The 15,570-nt window shown below is 72.2% G+C and carries 14 protein-coding genes; 4 read left to right on the top strand and 10 right to left on the bottom strand.

Annotated features, from left to right (window positions below):
* The first annotated feature begins 98 nt into the window (after positions 1 to 98).
* Positions 99 to 437: a hypothetical protein gene (locus ACGFML_RS24765; RefSeq protein WP_393547533.1), complete on the top strand. Its 339-nt coding sequence runs from the start codon at positions 99 to 101 to the stop codon at positions 435 to 437.
* Between the two features lie 30 nt (positions 438 to 467).
* Here the strand turns inward: ACGFML_RS24765 and ACGFML_RS24760 are convergent, their stop codons facing one another.
* On the bottom strand, positions 468 to 1,943 hold the full coding sequence (locus ACGFML_RS24760; protein ID WP_393547107.1) for an APC family permease: 1,476 nt from the start codon (positions 1,941 to 1,943) through the stop codon (positions 468 to 470).
* Between the two features lie 308 nt (positions 1,944 to 2,251).
* On the bottom strand, positions 2,252 to 4,336 hold the full coding sequence (locus ACGFML_RS24755; RefSeq protein ID WP_393547105.1) for a SpoIIE family protein phosphatase: 2,085 nt from the start codon (positions 4,334 to 4,336) through the stop codon (positions 2,252 to 2,254).
* A 369-nt stretch (positions 4,337 to 4,705) separates the two neighbouring features.
* On the opposite strand from ACGFML_RS24755, the gene ACGFML_RS24750 reads away from it, so the two are divergent.
* Complete coding sequence (locus ACGFML_RS24750; protein ID WP_393547103.1) at positions 4,706 to 6,241, top strand: AMP-binding protein; 1,536 nt, start codon at positions 4,706 to 4,708, stop codon at positions 6,239 to 6,241.
* An 8-nt stretch (positions 6,242 to 6,249) separates the two neighbouring features.
* Here ACGFML_RS24750 and ACGFML_RS24745 read toward each other — a convergent pair whose 3' ends face one another.
* From ACGFML_RS24745 to ligD, 4 genes are all read right to left on the bottom strand, one after another.
* Positions 6,250 to 6,462 (bottom strand): hypothetical protein, encoded by a 213-nt coding sequence (locus ACGFML_RS24745; RefSeq protein ID WP_393547101.1) that lies wholly within the window; start codon positions 6,460 to 6,462, stop codon positions 6,250 to 6,252.
* 66 nt (positions 6,463 to 6,528) lie between these two features.
* Positions 6,529 to 7,752: a PP2C family protein-serine/threonine phosphatase gene (locus ACGFML_RS24740; RefSeq protein WP_393547099.1), complete on the bottom strand. Its 1,224-nt coding sequence runs from the start codon at positions 7,750 to 7,752 to the stop codon at positions 6,529 to 6,531.
* A gap of 4 nt (positions 7,753 to 7,756) precedes the next feature.
* Complete coding sequence (locus tag ACGFML_RS24735) at positions 7,757 to 7,954, bottom strand: hypothetical protein (protein ID WP_393547097.1); 198 nt, start codon at positions 7,952 to 7,954, stop codon at positions 7,757 to 7,759.
* A gap of 181 nt (positions 7,955 to 8,135) precedes the next feature.
* Entirely contained in the window at positions 8,136 to 9,146 is a 1,011-nt protein-coding gene (ligD, locus tag ACGFML_RS24730) for a non-homologous end-joining DNA ligase (protein WP_393547096.1), read from the bottom strand.
* A gap of 91 nt (positions 9,147 to 9,237) precedes the next feature.
* On the opposite strand from ligD, the gene ACGFML_RS24725 reads away from it, so the two are divergent.
* Complete coding sequence (locus ACGFML_RS24725; RefSeq protein WP_393547094.1) at positions 9,238 to 10,299, top strand: ATP-dependent DNA ligase; 1,062 nt, start codon at positions 9,238 to 9,240, stop codon at positions 10,297 to 10,299.
* A gap of 7 nt (positions 10,300 to 10,306) precedes the next feature.
* On the opposite strand, the gene ACGFML_RS24720 is transcribed toward ACGFML_RS24725, so the two are convergent.
* The 3 genes from ACGFML_RS24720 to ACGFML_RS24710 form a co-directional block, all read right to left on the bottom strand.
* Positions 10,307 to 11,293, bottom strand: a complete 987-nt coding sequence (locus ACGFML_RS24720; RefSeq protein ID WP_393547092.1) for an MASE1 domain-containing protein — start codon at positions 11,291 to 11,293, stop codon at positions 10,307 to 10,309.
* Positions 11,294 to 11,356: 63 nt separating this feature from the next.
* Complete coding sequence (locus ACGFML_RS24715) at positions 11,357 to 12,190, bottom strand: PP2C family protein-serine/threonine phosphatase (RefSeq protein WP_393547090.1); 834 nt, start codon at positions 12,188 to 12,190, stop codon at positions 11,357 to 11,359.
* 166 nt (positions 12,191 to 12,356) lie between these two features.
* Positions 12,357 to 13,964 (bottom strand): APC family permease, encoded by a 1,608-nt coding sequence (locus tag ACGFML_RS24710; RefSeq protein ID WP_393547531.1) that lies wholly within the window; start codon positions 13,962 to 13,964, stop codon positions 12,357 to 12,359.
* A 199-nt stretch (positions 13,965 to 14,163) separates the two neighbouring features.
* Between ACGFML_RS24710 and ACGFML_RS24705 the strand changes: the two genes are divergently transcribed.
* Positions 14,164 to 14,607 (top strand): VOC family protein, encoded by a 444-nt coding sequence (locus tag ACGFML_RS24705; protein WP_393547088.1) that lies wholly within the window; start codon positions 14,164 to 14,166, stop codon positions 14,605 to 14,607.
* A gap of 80 nt (positions 14,608 to 14,687) precedes the next feature.
* On the opposite strand, the gene ACGFML_RS24700 is transcribed toward ACGFML_RS24705, so the two are convergent.
* Positions 14,688 to 15,119, bottom strand: a complete 432-nt coding sequence (locus tag ACGFML_RS24700; protein ID WP_393547086.1) for a hypothetical protein — start codon at positions 15,117 to 15,119, stop codon at positions 14,688 to 14,690.
* Positions 15,120 to 15,570: the final 451 nt, after the last annotated feature.

Raw genomic sequence — 15,570 nt, 5'->3', positions numbered from 1 at the left:
GCGGGGATCGCCGGAAGATCGGCGGGGGCCGCCGGGCGGCGCGGACGGCCGGGCGGCGGCCCGGCGGGCCGACAATGCGGTATGAGACGTTCGTGAGCATGCATGTTGCTCAGGAGATCCGTGCCGAGGCGGTTGCGCTCATCGACCACCACGCGCTCGGTCTGTGGAAGCCCGATGACGCAGACCGGCGGGCCGCCGTCGCGTTGTTCCGCTTCCTCGAGACGGGCCTGCCGCTCAACGGCGAGCAGATCCGCTCCGCCCTCGCGCACGCGGAGCCGCCGGCCGGCGGCAGCGAGCGGCTGCTCGCGCTGCTGCGGGCGACCGCCGGCCTGCTCGACGAAACGGCAGCGGCCGACGGCCCCGCCGGGCGGGACGCCGTCGACCACGTGTGCCTGCTGCTGGATGCTCTCGCCCTCGCCCGGCCCGCCGGGCAGTAGCGGGCGGGCCGGGGGCGTACCGCGGGCTTTCTAGGCGCCCGTCGGGGAGACCACACCCTCCTCGGCGGGCGCCTGCTCGTCCTCGGGGACGGAGATCACCCAGTGCGTCTCCTGCCGCGGGCGCAGGTAGCAGGCCCAGTACGCGGCCGCCGCGACGACGATGCCGCCCGTCACCACCAGGCTCTCGACGCTCTGCTGGCACAGCACCCAGACCAGCACCAGCACCAGCAGCCCCGGGATCACCGGCCAGAACGGCATCCGCCAGGCCAGGCGGTGCTTGTGGTCCCCGCGGCGGGAGACCAGGGCACCCAGCGCGACGAAGACGTACATGGCGGCGACGGCCACGCCGGTGACCTCGCTGAGGGTGTCGAGGTTGACGAAGCACAGCGCCGCGCCGGGGACGCCGACGGCGAGGGTCGCCGCCCAGGGCGAGCCGAAGCGCTTGCCGACGTGCGAGAAGACGCGGTTGACCGGGGTGGGCCAGGCGGCGTCGCGGGCCGAGGAGAACACCACCCGGGAGTTCTGGATCACCATCACGATGGCGGCGTTGATGATCGCGAGGGCGATGCAGAGGCTGACGAAGGTGCCGACGCCGGAGTTGCTCCAGGACTGCACCATGCCGGCCACGTCGCCGGCGCCCAGGGTCTTGAGGTCCGGGGCGCCGAGGGTGATGGCGACGACCGGGATCAGGACGACGGCGGCGCCGATGCCGAGGGTCCACAGCACGGTGCGCGAGACGTTGCGGCGCGGGTTCTCCATCTCCTCCGCGAGGTACACGGCGGTGGAGAAGCCCTGCAGGATGAAGAGCGCGGTGGCGAGCCCGGCGACGATCAGCCCCGCGGTGACCGCCGTGCTGTGGCCGTGCCCGGCGTCCATGACCGGGTGGACGAGCACCGAGGCGGAGCGCCGGCTGTGGGTGAAGCCGAGGAAGGCGACGACGGCGCAGGCCACGACCTCGAGCACCAGGAAGATACCGGTGATCCAGGCGTTGGCGCGCAGGTCCAGCAGGCCCATGACGGTGGCCAGCAGCATCACGCCGGCCGCGGTGTACTGCGGGTCCAGATGCATGATCGGGGCCAGATAGTCGGCGGTGCCCAGCGCGATGATGGGCGGGACGATCATGACGACGATCAGTGAGAGTACGAAAACCAGCCATCCCGCGAGCCGCCCCATCAGGGTGCCGACCATCGCGTACTCCCCGCCGGAGCTCGGGATGAGCGTGCCCAGCTCGGAGTAGGTGAAGGCGACACCGATACACAGCAGGGCCGCGACGGCGATGGTGAGTGCGGTGCCCGTGCCCAGGGTGGCGAACGAGTCCGGCACGATCACGAAGAGCGAGGACGCGGGGGTCAGACAGGACAGGGTGAGCAGCGTGCCGCCCACGACACCGATCGAGCGGTTGAGCTTGGGCGCGCCCGCCGTATCACCACGGAGTTCTTCCGCCGTGCTGTGGTCTTCCCGGTCGGAAACTGCGGAGGCAACGGGCGAGTAGTGCATATCGGTCATCCGTGTCCCATCGGTGCTGTCTGCAGGAAGGGGGCACTCTTCGACGGAGAGGGCCGGTGAAGCGCGGGAATCCCGGCACACTGCGGGCGTCGCTTCGGTGACCGAATACAACCCCCGGCGACGATTCCCGTCAAGGTCTCGTTAATGCCCTCCGAACAACGAAATCCGTTGCCTGGCGGACCTTCTGCCCGTTGATCGAGCCCTCAGCGGCGATCCTCACACGGATTTCGTGGCGTCGACGGCCGTACGGATTCAGCCGTGGACGGGCACCGAACCGCTTGCCCGCGGCGGGAATTCGGCCCCCGCCGTCAGCTCGTGTCGCACGCGCGGGCCCGCGCGATGAGCAGCGCGACATCGTCGTGGTCGTGTCCGTGGCGCAACTCGCCCAGCAGCCGGTCGCAGAGCCCCTCCAGTGGGCGCTCGGGCTCCGCGAGCAGCTCGAGGAGGACGTCCAGACGGGCGTCGATGGGGTCCTCCCGGGTCTCGATGAGCCCGTCGGTGTAGAGGACGAGCTGGTCGCCCTCGGCCATCGGCACGGTGGTCTGCTCGAAGGGCACCCCTCCGACGCCGAGCGGGGCGCCGGTGGGCAGGTCCAGCAGCTCCGGCGGCTTTCCGGGGCGGACGAGGACCGGGGGCAGATGGCCCGCGACGGCGAGCCGGCACTCCTGGCGGTGCGGGTCGTAGACGGCGTACAGGCAGGTGGCGAAGGCCGGGTCGAGCCCCGCGGCGATGTGGTCGAGATGCCGCAGCACCTCGGCGGGGTCGAGGTCCAGATCGGCCAGGGCACGGGTGGTGGTCCGCAACTGGCCCATGGTGGCGGCGGCGTTGATGCCGCTGCCCATGACGTCCCCGACCACCAGGGCGGTCTTGTCGCCGGCCACCGGGATGGCGTCGAACCAGTCGCCGCCGACCTCGCTGGCCGCCTGCGCGGGCTGGTAGCGGTAGGCGATCTCCATGCCGATGGGCTGCGGCGGCCGGTGGTTCATCAGGTGGCGCTGGAGGGTGAGCGCGGTGCGGCGTTCGCTCTGGTAGGAGCGGGCGTTGTCGATGCAGACCGCGGCGCGGGCGGCCAGCTCGACGGCGAGCACGGCGTCGTCCTCGTCGAACGGCAGCTGATTGCGCACGCGGTAGAGCGACAGGGCGCCCAGGACCTCACCGCGGGCGATCAGCGGCACCGCGAGATAGGAGTGGAGTCCGGCCTTCCCCAGGAGTTCGGCGCCCTGGGCGTCGGGGGCGATCCGCGGCAGGTCCTCCTGCCCGACCCGGGGAACGAGCACCGGGCGGGCGTCGGTGACACAGCGGGTGATCAGCCGATCCGCGTCGTACGAGGCGATCTGGCCGGTGGGGTCGGCGGCGCGGGTGGCCTCGGTGGGGTAGGCCGCGGCCACCGCGAGCGCCCGGAAGCGGGCCGGTTCCCCAGGGGAGAGCGAGGTCGGGCGACGGCTGTTCAGGACGGCGTCCAGGACGTCCACCGCGGCCAGGTCGGCCAGCTCGGGCACGATCACTTCGGCGAGTTCATGAGCGGTCTGGTCGACGTCGAGGGTGGTGCCGACGGTGGCGGAGGCGTCGGCGATGACGGCGAGGCGGCGGCGGGCGCGGGCGGCCTCGGCGGCGGCCCGGTGCTGCTCGGTGACGTCCACGACGGAGGTCGCCAGGCCCAGCACCCTGCCGTTGGGGTCCTCCAGTCGGTAGTACGACACCGACCACGCCTGGTTGGCGTCCGGGTCGGCGGCGGTGCAGCCGACGGTGAACTGGTCGAGCAGCGGGATGCCGGTGGCGAGGACCTCACGCATCCGGGAGGCGATCACCGCGGTGTCCAGGAACGTCAGCGCCTCGTGCACGTCCCGGCCGATGTGCTCCTCGGCGGGCAGGTCGTTGATGCGTTCCAGCGCCGGGTTGACCATCACGAAGCGCAGGTCGGTGTCGAGCACCGCCAGCCCGATCGGCGACTGCGCCACCAGCCGCACGGACAGCGCCAGGTCGCGTTCGACCCGCCGCAGCACGGCCTGGTCGGTGGCGATCCCCAGGGCGTACGAGTCACCGCGCTCGTCCAGCAGACGCATGTTGCGGAATTCGACCAGTCGGGTGCCGCCGTCCCGGTGGCGGACCGGAAACACCCCGGCCCAGCTCTCGCCGCCCTCCATCACCTGGGAGAAGAGGGAGAGCGCCAGGTCGAAGTGCTCCGACCCGACAAGCAGCTGTGCCGCGAGCTCTCCGAGCGCTTCGTCGGCGGTCCAGCCGAAGAGGTCCTCGGCCTGCGGGCTCCACAGCGTGATCCGGCCGTTCGCATCCAGCATCACGGCGGCCACGCCCAGCACGTCGAGCAGGCCGCCGGGCCGGGACGTCCCTGCCTCCGGGGCCACACCCTCGGGGAACGCGCCGGTCGCACCCATCAAGGCACTCCTTCCGCCGGTCTCCGGGGACCGACAGCCGTGCGCTCCCCGCGCCCGGCCGCTATACGCCGTGCGTCCGCTGCCCTCCATCATCTCTCCAGACGGGACGGCACCGCAGGGAGAGCGAGATCTTCAAGTGAACGGTGTCCTGTGGGGAGCCAGCATTATGCGCCGTAGGAGGACGACGGGGCGACCTTGCCGCAGGATTTCCTTGGGGTGGCGCATAACAGCCGTGCGCCGCTCTCCGACTTGGCGATGTTGATCCATTGGGACTACCCTGGTTTTTAGTTGCCTCTAGCAACTAATTTACCCCGTGTACCCGCACCCTCGGAGTCAGGCCCGCCACTCCGGTCCCAGGAGAATCCCCACATGTCGATGGATGCCCAGAAGTTCCGTACCTACGTGGAGGAGAACCTCGATGCCCTTGACGCCGACCCGGGCCGCGAGGCCCTGATTCACCAGGGCCGGCGCGTCACGGCGGGGGAATTCCGTGACCTGGTCCACCGCATCGCGCGGGCGCTGCTCGCCCAGGGAGTCGACCGCGGACAGACCGTCACCCTGCTGAGCGGCAACCTGCCGGAGACCATCGCCGCCCGTTACGCGGCCAACCTGATCGGCGCCCGCGTCAACCACCTCTACAACAAGCTCTCCGCCGACACCCAGGCCGACATCGTGCGCGACGTCGAGACCCAGGCGCTCATCGTCGACCCGCGCCATGCCGAACGGGCCGCGGAGGTGACGGAGTCGGCACCCGTGCCGACCGTCCTCGCACTCGGCCCCGCGAAGGTCGGCACCGATCTGCTGGAGCTGGCGGCACAGCAGAGCGCCGAGCCGCTGGCCGGCCGCGCCCTGCCCGAGGACGTGTGCACCATCCGGCACACCGGTGGCACCACCGGCCACCCCAAGGGCATCTGCACCACCTTCGAACAGGCCCGCCGGTTCCGCGGCGTCCGGGACCCCGCCCGCCGCCAGCTGGTCTGCACCACCCTCGCGCACGCCGCCGGGATGGTCGCCGACACCATTCTGCACTTCGGCGGCACCGTGGTGCTGCTCGACGACTTCGACCCGGCAGCCGTGCTCGCCGCGATCGAGCGCGAGCGGATCACCGACATGTTCGTACTGCCGCCGCTGCTCTACCAGTTGATGGACCATCCGGACGCCGAGCACACCGACACCTCCAGCCTGCGCACGCTGACCTACGGCGGCTGCCAGGCGTCCCCGACCCGGATAGCCGACGCGGTACGCAGGTTCGGCCCGGTCCTCATACAGGGGTACGGGCAGAACGAAGCGGGCGGCATCAGCGTGCTCACCGCGGAGGACCACGACCCGGAGCGCCCGGACCGGCTGCGCTCCGCCGGGAAGGTGCTGCCCGATGTCGAGGTGGCGATCCGGGACGAGTCCGGCCGGGACCTGCCCCCCGGTGAACACGGCGAGGTCTGCGTCCGCTCCGCCGTGATCATGAAGGGCTACTGGAAGCAGCCCGAGCTGACCGCCGAGGTGCTGCGGGACGGCTGGCTGCACACCGGGGACATCGGATTCCTCGACGACGAGGGGTACTTGACCATCGTCGACCGCATCAAGGACATGATCGTCGTGGTCGGCGGTCATGTGTACACCACCGAGCTCGAGGACCTGCTGAACTCGCACCCGCAGGTCCTGCAGAGCGCCGTCTTCGGCGTCCGCGACGCGGACCGCATGGAGCGGGTGTACGCGGTGGTGGTCGCCGCACCGGGCAGCGACGTCGACGCGCAGCAGCTGCGCGCGATGGTGCGGGCGGAGCGCGGCGCGATGTACGAGCCGGCGCACATCGAGTTCGTCGACGCGCTGCCGCTCACCGACGCGGGCAAGCCGGACAAGAAGGAACTGCGCCGCCTGGCCGAGCAGGAGCTCCCGCTCGCCGGCTGAGACCGCCGTCAGCCGCCGTCCCAGGACTCCGGGCCGCCGCCCCGCCACTCGATCAGGTCGGTCTCCTCGACCTCGACGTCGTCGAGGCCGACATGCCGCAGGAACTTCACCAGGTCCTCGATCCGGTGGGCGACCCCCAGCCTGCGGTCGCCGGACGTCACCCGCCGCGCCCCGTCCGGATCCGGCGGGTGCACGGTCACCTGCGGTGGGTTCGGCTCCATGACACCAGGGTGCGGGCGGACGCGGCGGGGCGCACCCGTCGTGCGGCGTTCAGGGCGTCGGGGCGCTCAGAGGCGGACGATGACCAGGGCCGTGTCGTCGGTGGTCCCGCCCGGTGGCAGCAGCTCCGCCAGGATCGTGTCGGCGAGGCGCTCTACGGGGGTTCCCTGGTGGCGGGCGAGCGAGTCGGCCAGCCGGCCCAGGCCCACGTCGATGTCCTCGCGGCGGCGCTCGATCAGGCCGTCGGTGTACAGGACGAGGACGGTGCCCTCGGTGAAGGGGGTCCGCGCCTCGGGCCGGGCGACATGCTCCGGGCGCGCGCCCAGGGGCGGATCGGTCGCCCGGTCGAGGAATTCGACGCTGCCGTCCGGGTGCAGCAGCGCGGGCGGCAGGTGACCGGCGCTGCTGTAGACGACGGTGTGGGTGGTCCAGTCGATGACGACCTGCACCGCCGTGGTGGACTCGGCGCCCTCCACCGAGCGGGCGTACATGCCGAGCACCTCCAGCGCCTTCGCCGGGCCGTCGGCGACCAGGACGGCCGCGCTCAGGGCACTGCGCAGCTGGCCCATGACACCCGCCGCCTCGAGCCCGTTGCCGACGACGTCGCCGACGGCCACCGCCATCCGGTCCCCCGGCAGATCGGCCAGGTCGTACCAGTCGCCGCACACGTTGAGCGACCCGACGGCGGGCTGGTAGCGCACCGCCGCGCGATGGTGCCCCACCGGGCGCGGGGCGGGCAGCATCGCCTCCTGGAGGGCCAACACCACCTCGCGTTCCCTGGCGTGGGCCTGGCGCAGCCGTTCGTTGAGCTCCTGGAGCTCCCGGGCGCGGCTGTAGAGCTGGGCCTCCATCCGCTCCCGCGCCTCCCCTCCCTCCTTGCGGCGGGCCAGCATCAGCTCGGTGACCTCCTCGACCCGGTGCACCAGCAGCTCCACCTCCCCGTCGGGCCCCAGGACGGGGGCGTTGACGGTCGCCCAGTACCGCTCCTCGTACACGCCGGGCCGACCGGGCGCTTCCACGTCGTAGCGGTGCATCGGCAGGGCGTCGGGGGCCTTGGTGGCCAGCACCCGCCGCAGCGAGCCCGCCAGGCCGCTCGCGCCGGATGCGTCGGGGTCCTTGGGATTGTCGGGGAAGACGTCGAAGAGCGGGCGGCCGATCTGGCTGCTGCGCGACCGGCCGGAGAGCCGCAGATGGGCCTCGTTGACACCGACGATCACCAGGTCGGGAGTGAGCAGCAGCACCCCGCCGGGCAGGGCCTGGAAGACGGCCTCGTAGTCGATCCGGGGAGACATCGGCTCACGCCCCCGTGGACGGCGCCCGGGGCGCCCGAGGGCCCGGACGCGGCAGCGCGCCGCCGGCCACCACCGGCGGCACGGCAGCCGTCCCGCAGCGGCCCGCACGACGGCCGTCCGCGACGTCGCCGTGGGCCATGACGTCGTCCTCCTGCAGCATCCGGCCTGCGCGGCCGGCCGGCCCCTTCGTGTCGTACCCCACGGGCGGAATGATTCCCGCCGTACGGGGCCCGCGCATTCCGGGGCCGGGCGCCCGACGGCATTCGGGAGGCGTACGGCCGCAGGGAAGCCTCCCGGCGCGCGTCCGGCGGGTGCCGCCGTTCGGGTCGGCCGGGCGGAGCGCGGAGCCGGCCGGGGCGGCCATCCGGCGGGCGGGCCGGTCCTCAGTGCTTGCGGGCCCGGCTCGGCTGCACCCTGGGCGGCTCCCCCGGCATCTTCGGGTGGTCGGGCGGGTACGGCAGGTCGCCCACACCCTCGTCCCTTTCCTGACGGTCCGCCAGCTCCAGGACGGACTCCAGCCCGAAGGCGTGATCGGCCATGTCCGCGTGGACATCGCCGAGTTCGGCGAAGCGGGGCGGGACGGTCCGCAGATCGAAGTCCTCGGGCGTGGCATCGGAGAGCTCCTCCCAGCGCAGCGGGGTGGAGACCGTCGCCCGCGGCCGGGCCCGCAGCGAGTAGGCCGAGGCGATGGTCCGGTCGCGGGCCATCTGGTTGTAGTCCACGAAGACCTTCGCGCCGCGTTCCTCCTTCCACCAGGCAGCGGTCACCTGGTCGCCGCGGCGACGCTCCAGAGCCCGTGCCACGGCGATGGCAGCCCTTCTGACCTGGGTGAACGTCCACTCGGGGCGGATGGGGACATAGACGTGCACGCCCCGGCCGCCGGACGTCTTCGGCCAGCCGCGCAGCCCGTGCTCGGCCAGCAGCTCCCGCAGGTCGAGGGCGACGCGGACGGCGTCGGCGAAGTCCGTGCCGGGTTGCGGGTCGAGGTCGATGCGGAGCTCGTCGGGGTGCTCGGTGTCGCGGCGGCGTACCGGCCAGGGGTGGAAGGTCAGGCACCCCAGATTGGCCGCCCATACGACGGCTGCGGGCTCGGTCGGGCACATCTCGTCGGCGAACCGGCCGCTGGGGAAGGCGATCCGGGCGGTGGGCAGCCACTCCGGCAGCCCCTTGGGAGCCCGCTTCTGGTAGAAGAACTCGCCCTCGACGCCGTCCGGGAAGCGCTGCATGGTCGTCGGCCGGTCGCGCAGACCGCGCAGCACCCCGTCGGCGACCGCGAGGTAGTACTGCGCGACGTCCAGCTTGGTGAAACCACGCTCGGGGTAGTACGTCTTGTCGGGATGGGACACACGCACCGTGCGCCCGGCGACGTCCAGTTCCACAGCTCCTGCGGCCATGCCTCAACGCTAGGTTGCCCGGGGCGCCGCCGCGCGCCGGAGAGCGGTCCCCGGCGCGCGCGAGGGCGGCCCGGCCGTCAGGATCAAGACCATGGACCTGCCTGTGATGCCCCCGGTCTCCCCCATGCTCGCCAAGCTCGTGGCCGACATTCCCGCGGACATGCAGTACGAGGCCAAGTGGGACGGATTCCGCGTCATCGTCTTCCGGGACGGCGCCGACGTCGAGATCACCAGCCGCACGAAGAAGCCGCTCACCCGCTACTTCCCCGAGGTGGTCGCCGCGGTACGGGCGGAACTGCCCGACCGCTGCGTCGTCGACGGCGAGATCGTCATCGCCCACGACGGGCGGCTGCACTTCGAGGAGCTGCTGGAGCGCATCCACCCGGCCGACTCCCGGGTCCGCACGCTCGCCGAACGGACGCCCGCCTCCCTGGTCGCCTTCGACCTGCTGGCCCTGGGCTCCGCTTCCCTGCTGGACGAACCGCAGGAGGCGCGGCGGGAAGCGCTGGTGGAGGCGCTGCGGTCGGCCCGGCCACCGGTGTACACGGCGCCCGCGACGACCGACCGGGAGCTGGCGCGCACCTGGTTCACCCAGTTCGAGGGGGCGGGCCTGGACGGTGTGGTCGCCAAGCCGCTGCACCTGCCGTACCGGCCGGGCGACCGCGCGATGTTCAAGATCAAGCACGCTCGCACCGCCGACTGCGTCGTCGCGGGCTACCGGCTGCACAAGAGCGGTCCGGTGGTCGGGTCGCTGCTGCTGGGCCTGCACGACGATGCCGGGCGGCTGCAGCACGTCGGGGTGTGTGCGTCGTTCCCGATGGCGAAGCGGCGCAAGCTCATCGAGGAGCTCGCACCGCTGCGGCTGGACGATGTCGCGGCACACCCCTGGGGCGAGTGGGCCGACGAGGCGGCGCACGCGTCCCGGCGCATGCCCGGCGGGCCCAGCCGGTGGAGCGGGGGCAAGGATCTGTCGTGGGTGCCGCTGCGCCCGGAGTGGGTGTGCGAGGTCGCCTACGACCACATGGAGGGCAGCCGGTTCCGGCACACGGCGCAGTTCCGCACCTGGCGTCCGGACCGTACGCCGGAGAGCTGCACCTATGCGCAGTTGCAGGAGCCGGTCGGCTACGACCTGGGGGAACTGCTGAACGGCTGAGGGCGGCTCAGCGGCTCGTGCCGCCCGGCGGCCAGCGGCGCCGGCTCTCACCGGGCGCCAGACGGTCGACGACCACGGCCAGTTCCGAACAGGCCTGCTCGATCTTGCGACGGACGGCGTTCTGCTCGGTGATGATCGCCGACAGCAGCAGCGCGGTGAGGGCCGCCGACGCATTGAGGGCCTGGAGATTGACCATCGCCTCCAGCAGGCTCTGGCCCTCGAAGGGTCCGATGCGGCGGGTCGCCGCCGCGATCGCCACCACGGACACCAGCAGGACGCACGGCGCGGCGCCCGCCAGCTGGAAGCGCAGCGCCGCCCACACGATCAGCGGAAAGACCAGGAACAGCAGGGACAGCGGGCTCTTGACGGCGACGAGGGAGACGAGGACCGAGCAGGCCAGCAGGGCCGCCGCCTCGGCCCACCGGAAGAAGGGGATGTCCCGCGGCCGCCGGATGGTGCGGCAGGCCAGCACCAGCGGGGTGATCACGAGGATGCCCATGGCGTCCCCCACCCACCAGGCCACCCAGGTCCGCCAGAAGTCGCCGGCCGGCAGGTCCCCGGTGAGCACCTGCGTACCGCTGCCCAGCGTCGCGCTGATCAGCATGCTGGCGAAGGCGCCGAGGAGCACCAGGGCCACGCCGTCGCGCAGCCGGTCCAGCGCGGGGCGGAAGCCCACCCGCCGCAGCAGCAGGCAGGCGCACACCGGCGCCAGGGTGTTGCCCGCGATGACGCCGACCACGGTGACGTCGAGCGGGCTGATCGTCGCGACGACGGCGAGGGTGCCCAGGGCGATCGCCGGCCAGGTCCACAGGCCCAGCAGGAGCAGGGCGCTCAGGGCGACGCCGGTGGGCGGCCACAGGGGCGTGACCACGGTGTGCGTGATCACGACCTGCTCCAGCAGCCCGATCCGGGCGACCGCGTAGTAGACGGCGGCGAGCGCCACGATCGTCAGGGCACGGGGAGCGAGCCGCCGTAGTTGCTCGGTACGCACCACAGCTGCCATCAGACAGTGCCGGTGTCCCGGGGCCCGACGCGACACGCGCGCCCGCGGCGCTCTTCACCCGGCCCTGTTCGCCGGCCCGTCGAAGCTGAGCACCATCACCGCGGCGTCGTCGGTGTGCCCGGTGCAGTCGGCCATGTTCATCACCTCGGCGGCCACCGTGGCCGGGTCGGCCCCGGCCCGTGCGCCGACCAGCCGCGTCACCTGGGCCAGCCCCGTCTCGATCTCGAACGACGGTCCCTCGATGACGCCGTCGGTGAGCAGCACGAACGTCCCCGCCGTAGTGAGGAGCCGGCGGGTGACCGGGTAGCTCTCGCCGGGCTCGATGCCCAGGGGCAGGCCCCCGGGGTCCTCGGCCACGCCGTAGTCGCCGTCGGTGCTGGCCCAGACGCCGGGCACATGTCCCGCGCGAGCGCTGGAGAGTTCCCACGTAGCGGGGTCGAAGCGGAGGAAGGTGCAGGTGGCGAAGAGACCGGCCCCGACCGAGAGCAGCAGGTCATTGGCGCGGCTGAGGACCTCGCCCGGGTCGGCGGCGTGCGGGGCGACGGCGCGCAGTCCTATCCGGATCTGTCCCATGAAGGCGGCGGCCTCGACGTCGTGGCCCTGCACGTCGCCGATGCAGAACGCCAGGGACCCGTCGGGCAGGGTGAAGCCGTCGTACCAGTCGCCGCCGATGTCCAGGCCGTGCCGGGCGGGCGCGTAGGTCGCGGCGGCCCGCAGCCCCTTCACCTCCGGGAGGGTGGCCGGGAGCATCTCGCGCTGGAGCGCCTCGGCCAGCTCCACTCGCGCCTGCTGGAGCTCGGCACCTTCCCGCGCCTGGGCGGTCAGCTGCCCGAGCGTGGTCAGCAGGTCGTCGGCGCTCGCCGACCGCGGGGGACGACGCCGAAGCATGGACCGCTCCCAGGTGTCGGTGCATGGGCCACTGCGGGGTGCGATCCGCGCGGCTTCTCCGTTCCGGCCTCCTGACCTGGCGGGATCCGCAACTCCCGGGTTCATCATATTTCTGCGGGTCGGCTTGCGCGCGGCAGTGCCGGCGGGCGCGCGGGTCGGGGTGCCGTCAGGGCAGGTCGGTCGGGGCGGTGCGGGGCGCCGTCAGCTGCCCGACGCCGGACCGGACCGCCCAGAAGAACACCGCCAGCGCGACGGCCGCCACGGTGAGCGAGTCGTACGGAGCGGGCAGCCGGCCGGCTCCCTCGAAGGTGCCCTGCCAGGACAGCACGGTCAGCACTACGAGGTACACCACCAGCCAGGCCCCGGTGCGCAGTTCCGCCGCGAGCGGGCGGGCGGGGCCCTCGTGCGCGCCGCGACGGCGCATGGCCAGGAAGATCAGCAGTCCGCCGAGGACCAGCGGCAGCGCCAGCCGCAGATCGCCCCAGCCCGACCAGTACACGAACTCGGTCGACACGACGAAGCTGATCGGTGCGATGTAGCGAAGGCCCGGCACCCAGCCGGCCATCCGGCCGCCCGGTTCGGCGCGGAACACCGCGACCGCGACCGCCGAGGCCGCGTAGACCAGCAGATACATGTCGCCCATCACGCTGACGATGTCCTGCCAGCCGCCGAACGGCAGCAGGAAGACCAGGATCACCACGAGGTTGACCGCCAGCGCTCGGCGCGGGATGCCGAACCGCTCGTTGACCTTCATGAAGTAGCGCGGGATGGTGCCGTTCTTGGCGAGCGCGTAGGTGTGCCGGGCGTCGATCGCGACGCCCACGTACGCCGAGCCACCCGGGGAGAGCACCGCGTCCGCGTACAGCAGGCTGGACAGCCAGTGCAGGTTGAGGATCAGGGCGAGCTGGCCGAACGGCGAGTCGAAGGAGACGCCCTTCCAGCCGCTGCCGAGCAGGCCGTCCGGTACGGAGAAGAGGAACGCCACCTGCAGGGCGAGGTACATCACGACGGCCAGGCCGATGCCGGTCAGGACGGCGGCCGGGAGGGTCCGGCGGGGGTTGCGGGTCTCGCCGGAGAAGTCCAGCGGGGCCTGGAAGCCGTTGACGGAGTAGACGATGCCGCCGCCGGCCAGGGCGGTCAGGCAGGCCACGTAGCCGTAGGGCGCGAATCCGCCGTGGTCCGTGAGCCGCCCGGAGTGCCAGCCGGAGGCGATCAGCGCGATGACCGTGAGGACCGGGACCACGATCTTGAACACCGAGATCAGGTTGTTGAGCCGGGCGAACAACCGCACCGCGTACCAGTTCAGCGCCGTCAGCAGCACGCTGAGGCCGGCGGCGAACGCCAGCCCGGAGGCGGTGAGGGAGTGGCCGTTGTAGAGGGCCGGCAGGTAGTGGGCGACGTACTGCATGATCGCACTGATCTCGGCCGCGGTGCCGCCGACCGACAGCAGCACCGACCAGCCGACGACGGTGCCGACCAGCTGTCCGCTGGCCTGCAGCGGCCAGCGGACGGTACCGCCGCCCTCCGGCCGCGACGCGCCGAGTTCGATCATGACGAGGGCGACGAGCGTGCACAGCAGCCCCGCCCCGATCCAGGACAGCAGCGACGCCGGGCCCGCCGTCTGCGCCGCGTACATGGCGGCGAACAACCAGCCGGAGCCGACGATGTTGGAGAAGCCGATCCCGGTGAGCCCCCAGAAGCCCAGTTCGCGGCGCAACCGGCGCTCCTGCGCCTGCACTTCCGGCGCGCCGGCCTCATCGCCGCCACTTGACATCTGACGCTCCGTCACGAAAACGGCCTCCTCGACTCCCTGTTCTGGCTGGTGGGAGCCTACGTGACGAGAGCGGACGCGGATTCCGGCACTCCCGGGCCACCGCGATCGGCAGGCCCGGCCCGAAGACGTGCGCGCGCCGCCAGGGGCCCGCGCCCGCCACCTCCACGCCTGCGGCGACCGATCACGGCACAGTGGAGGCATGGACGGAAACGCGGATGACAGGGACATCTTGGCCCGAGCGCACGTGGCGACCAGGCTCCCCGCCCAGGATCTGGACCGGGCACGGCGCTTCTACTCCGAGGCACTCGGGCTGGAGCCCGTCGACGAACGGCCCGGTGGGCTGCTGTACCGGTGCGGCGGTGTGGACTTCGTCGTCTTCCAATCGACGGGAGCCTCGCCCGGGACCTTCACTCAGATGGGCTGGGAGGTCGACGACATCGAGAGGGTCGTCGCGGAACTCAAGCGACGTGGCGTGGTGTTCGAGGACGTCGGCCTGCCCGGCCTGTTGGGCAACGGGCAGACGAGGGACGGCATCGCCGAGATCGTCGGGAACTACCCCAGCAAGGGCGCACGAGGTGAACGCGGCGCCTGGTTCCGTGACAGCGAGGGGAACATGCTGGGCATCGGCGAGTTGGTCTTCTGACCGGCCCCTGCGCCCGAGGGCCGTGAAGGACGTCGACACACAGGGCGCCGGCGGGGAGCCCGGCACTTTGGCGGCAGAGTTCAGACAAGGTCGTCGGCCGGGACGCCGAACGTCGCCTTCAGCCCTTCCCGCCCGGCGTCGGTCAGGTGCACGACGCGGCGGTAGCGGCCGCGCCGGAGCCATGCGCACGCGAACATCCGCGTGGTGACGGCGGCGCCGAGCGCGCCGGCGAGGTGGTGGCGCCGCTCGCCCCAGTCGACGCAGTAGCGGACGGTGGCGCGGCGGTGCGGCAGCCGTTCCGTATCGACGCCGAAGGCGGTCGGTTCCCGGTGGCCGTGTGCGGTGAGGACGTATGCGGCGTCCGGGCCGGCCGGGTCCGGCTCGGCGGCGAGGACGCCGTCCGCGAGCAGCGCGCTCATGAGGGCCACGCCGAGCCGCCCGGCCAGGTGGTCGTAACACAGCCGGGCGCGCAGCAGGGCCTTCGCGCGGGTGTCGGCGTTGAGAGAGTCCACCGGCAGCGGGCGCGCGATCCGGGCGAGCTGTTCGAGGGCGCGGGCGACGTCGGTGGTGGCGAGCCGGTAGTAGCGGTGGCGGCCGTCGAGTTCGACGGTCAGCAGTTCGGCGTCGAGCAGCTTGGCCAGGTGGCCGCTGATGGTGGAGTTGCCGACCCCGGCCTCGGCCGCGAGCGCACTGGCGGGCAGCGCCCACCGCCGGCGAGGGCCAGCAGCACCTTGGCTCGGGAGGGCTCACCGATGGCCGCCGCGACGTGCGCCACGTCGGTCTCGGTCGTCCGGGGATCCATGCCACCGACCGTACGCCGCGGACGCTTCGCCGGACAGCGAAACGTGCCCGGCGCCCCGCGTACAAAAATACCCCGCGCCGAATTGACGGCCGGGGTAATTCTCTGCGTATATTGGGCGCTTCATGTCTTGATGCAGACAAAACATGAACAACCATCCTTCA

The organism is Streptomyces sp. NPDC048650, assembly GCF_043199095.1.
Classification (GTDB): domain Bacteria; phylum Actinomycetota; class Actinomycetes; order Streptomycetales; family Streptomycetaceae; genus Streptomyces.
The sequence above is the reverse complement of the archived record's forward strand: the minus strand, read 5'-3'. Positions and strand labels throughout refer to the sequence as shown.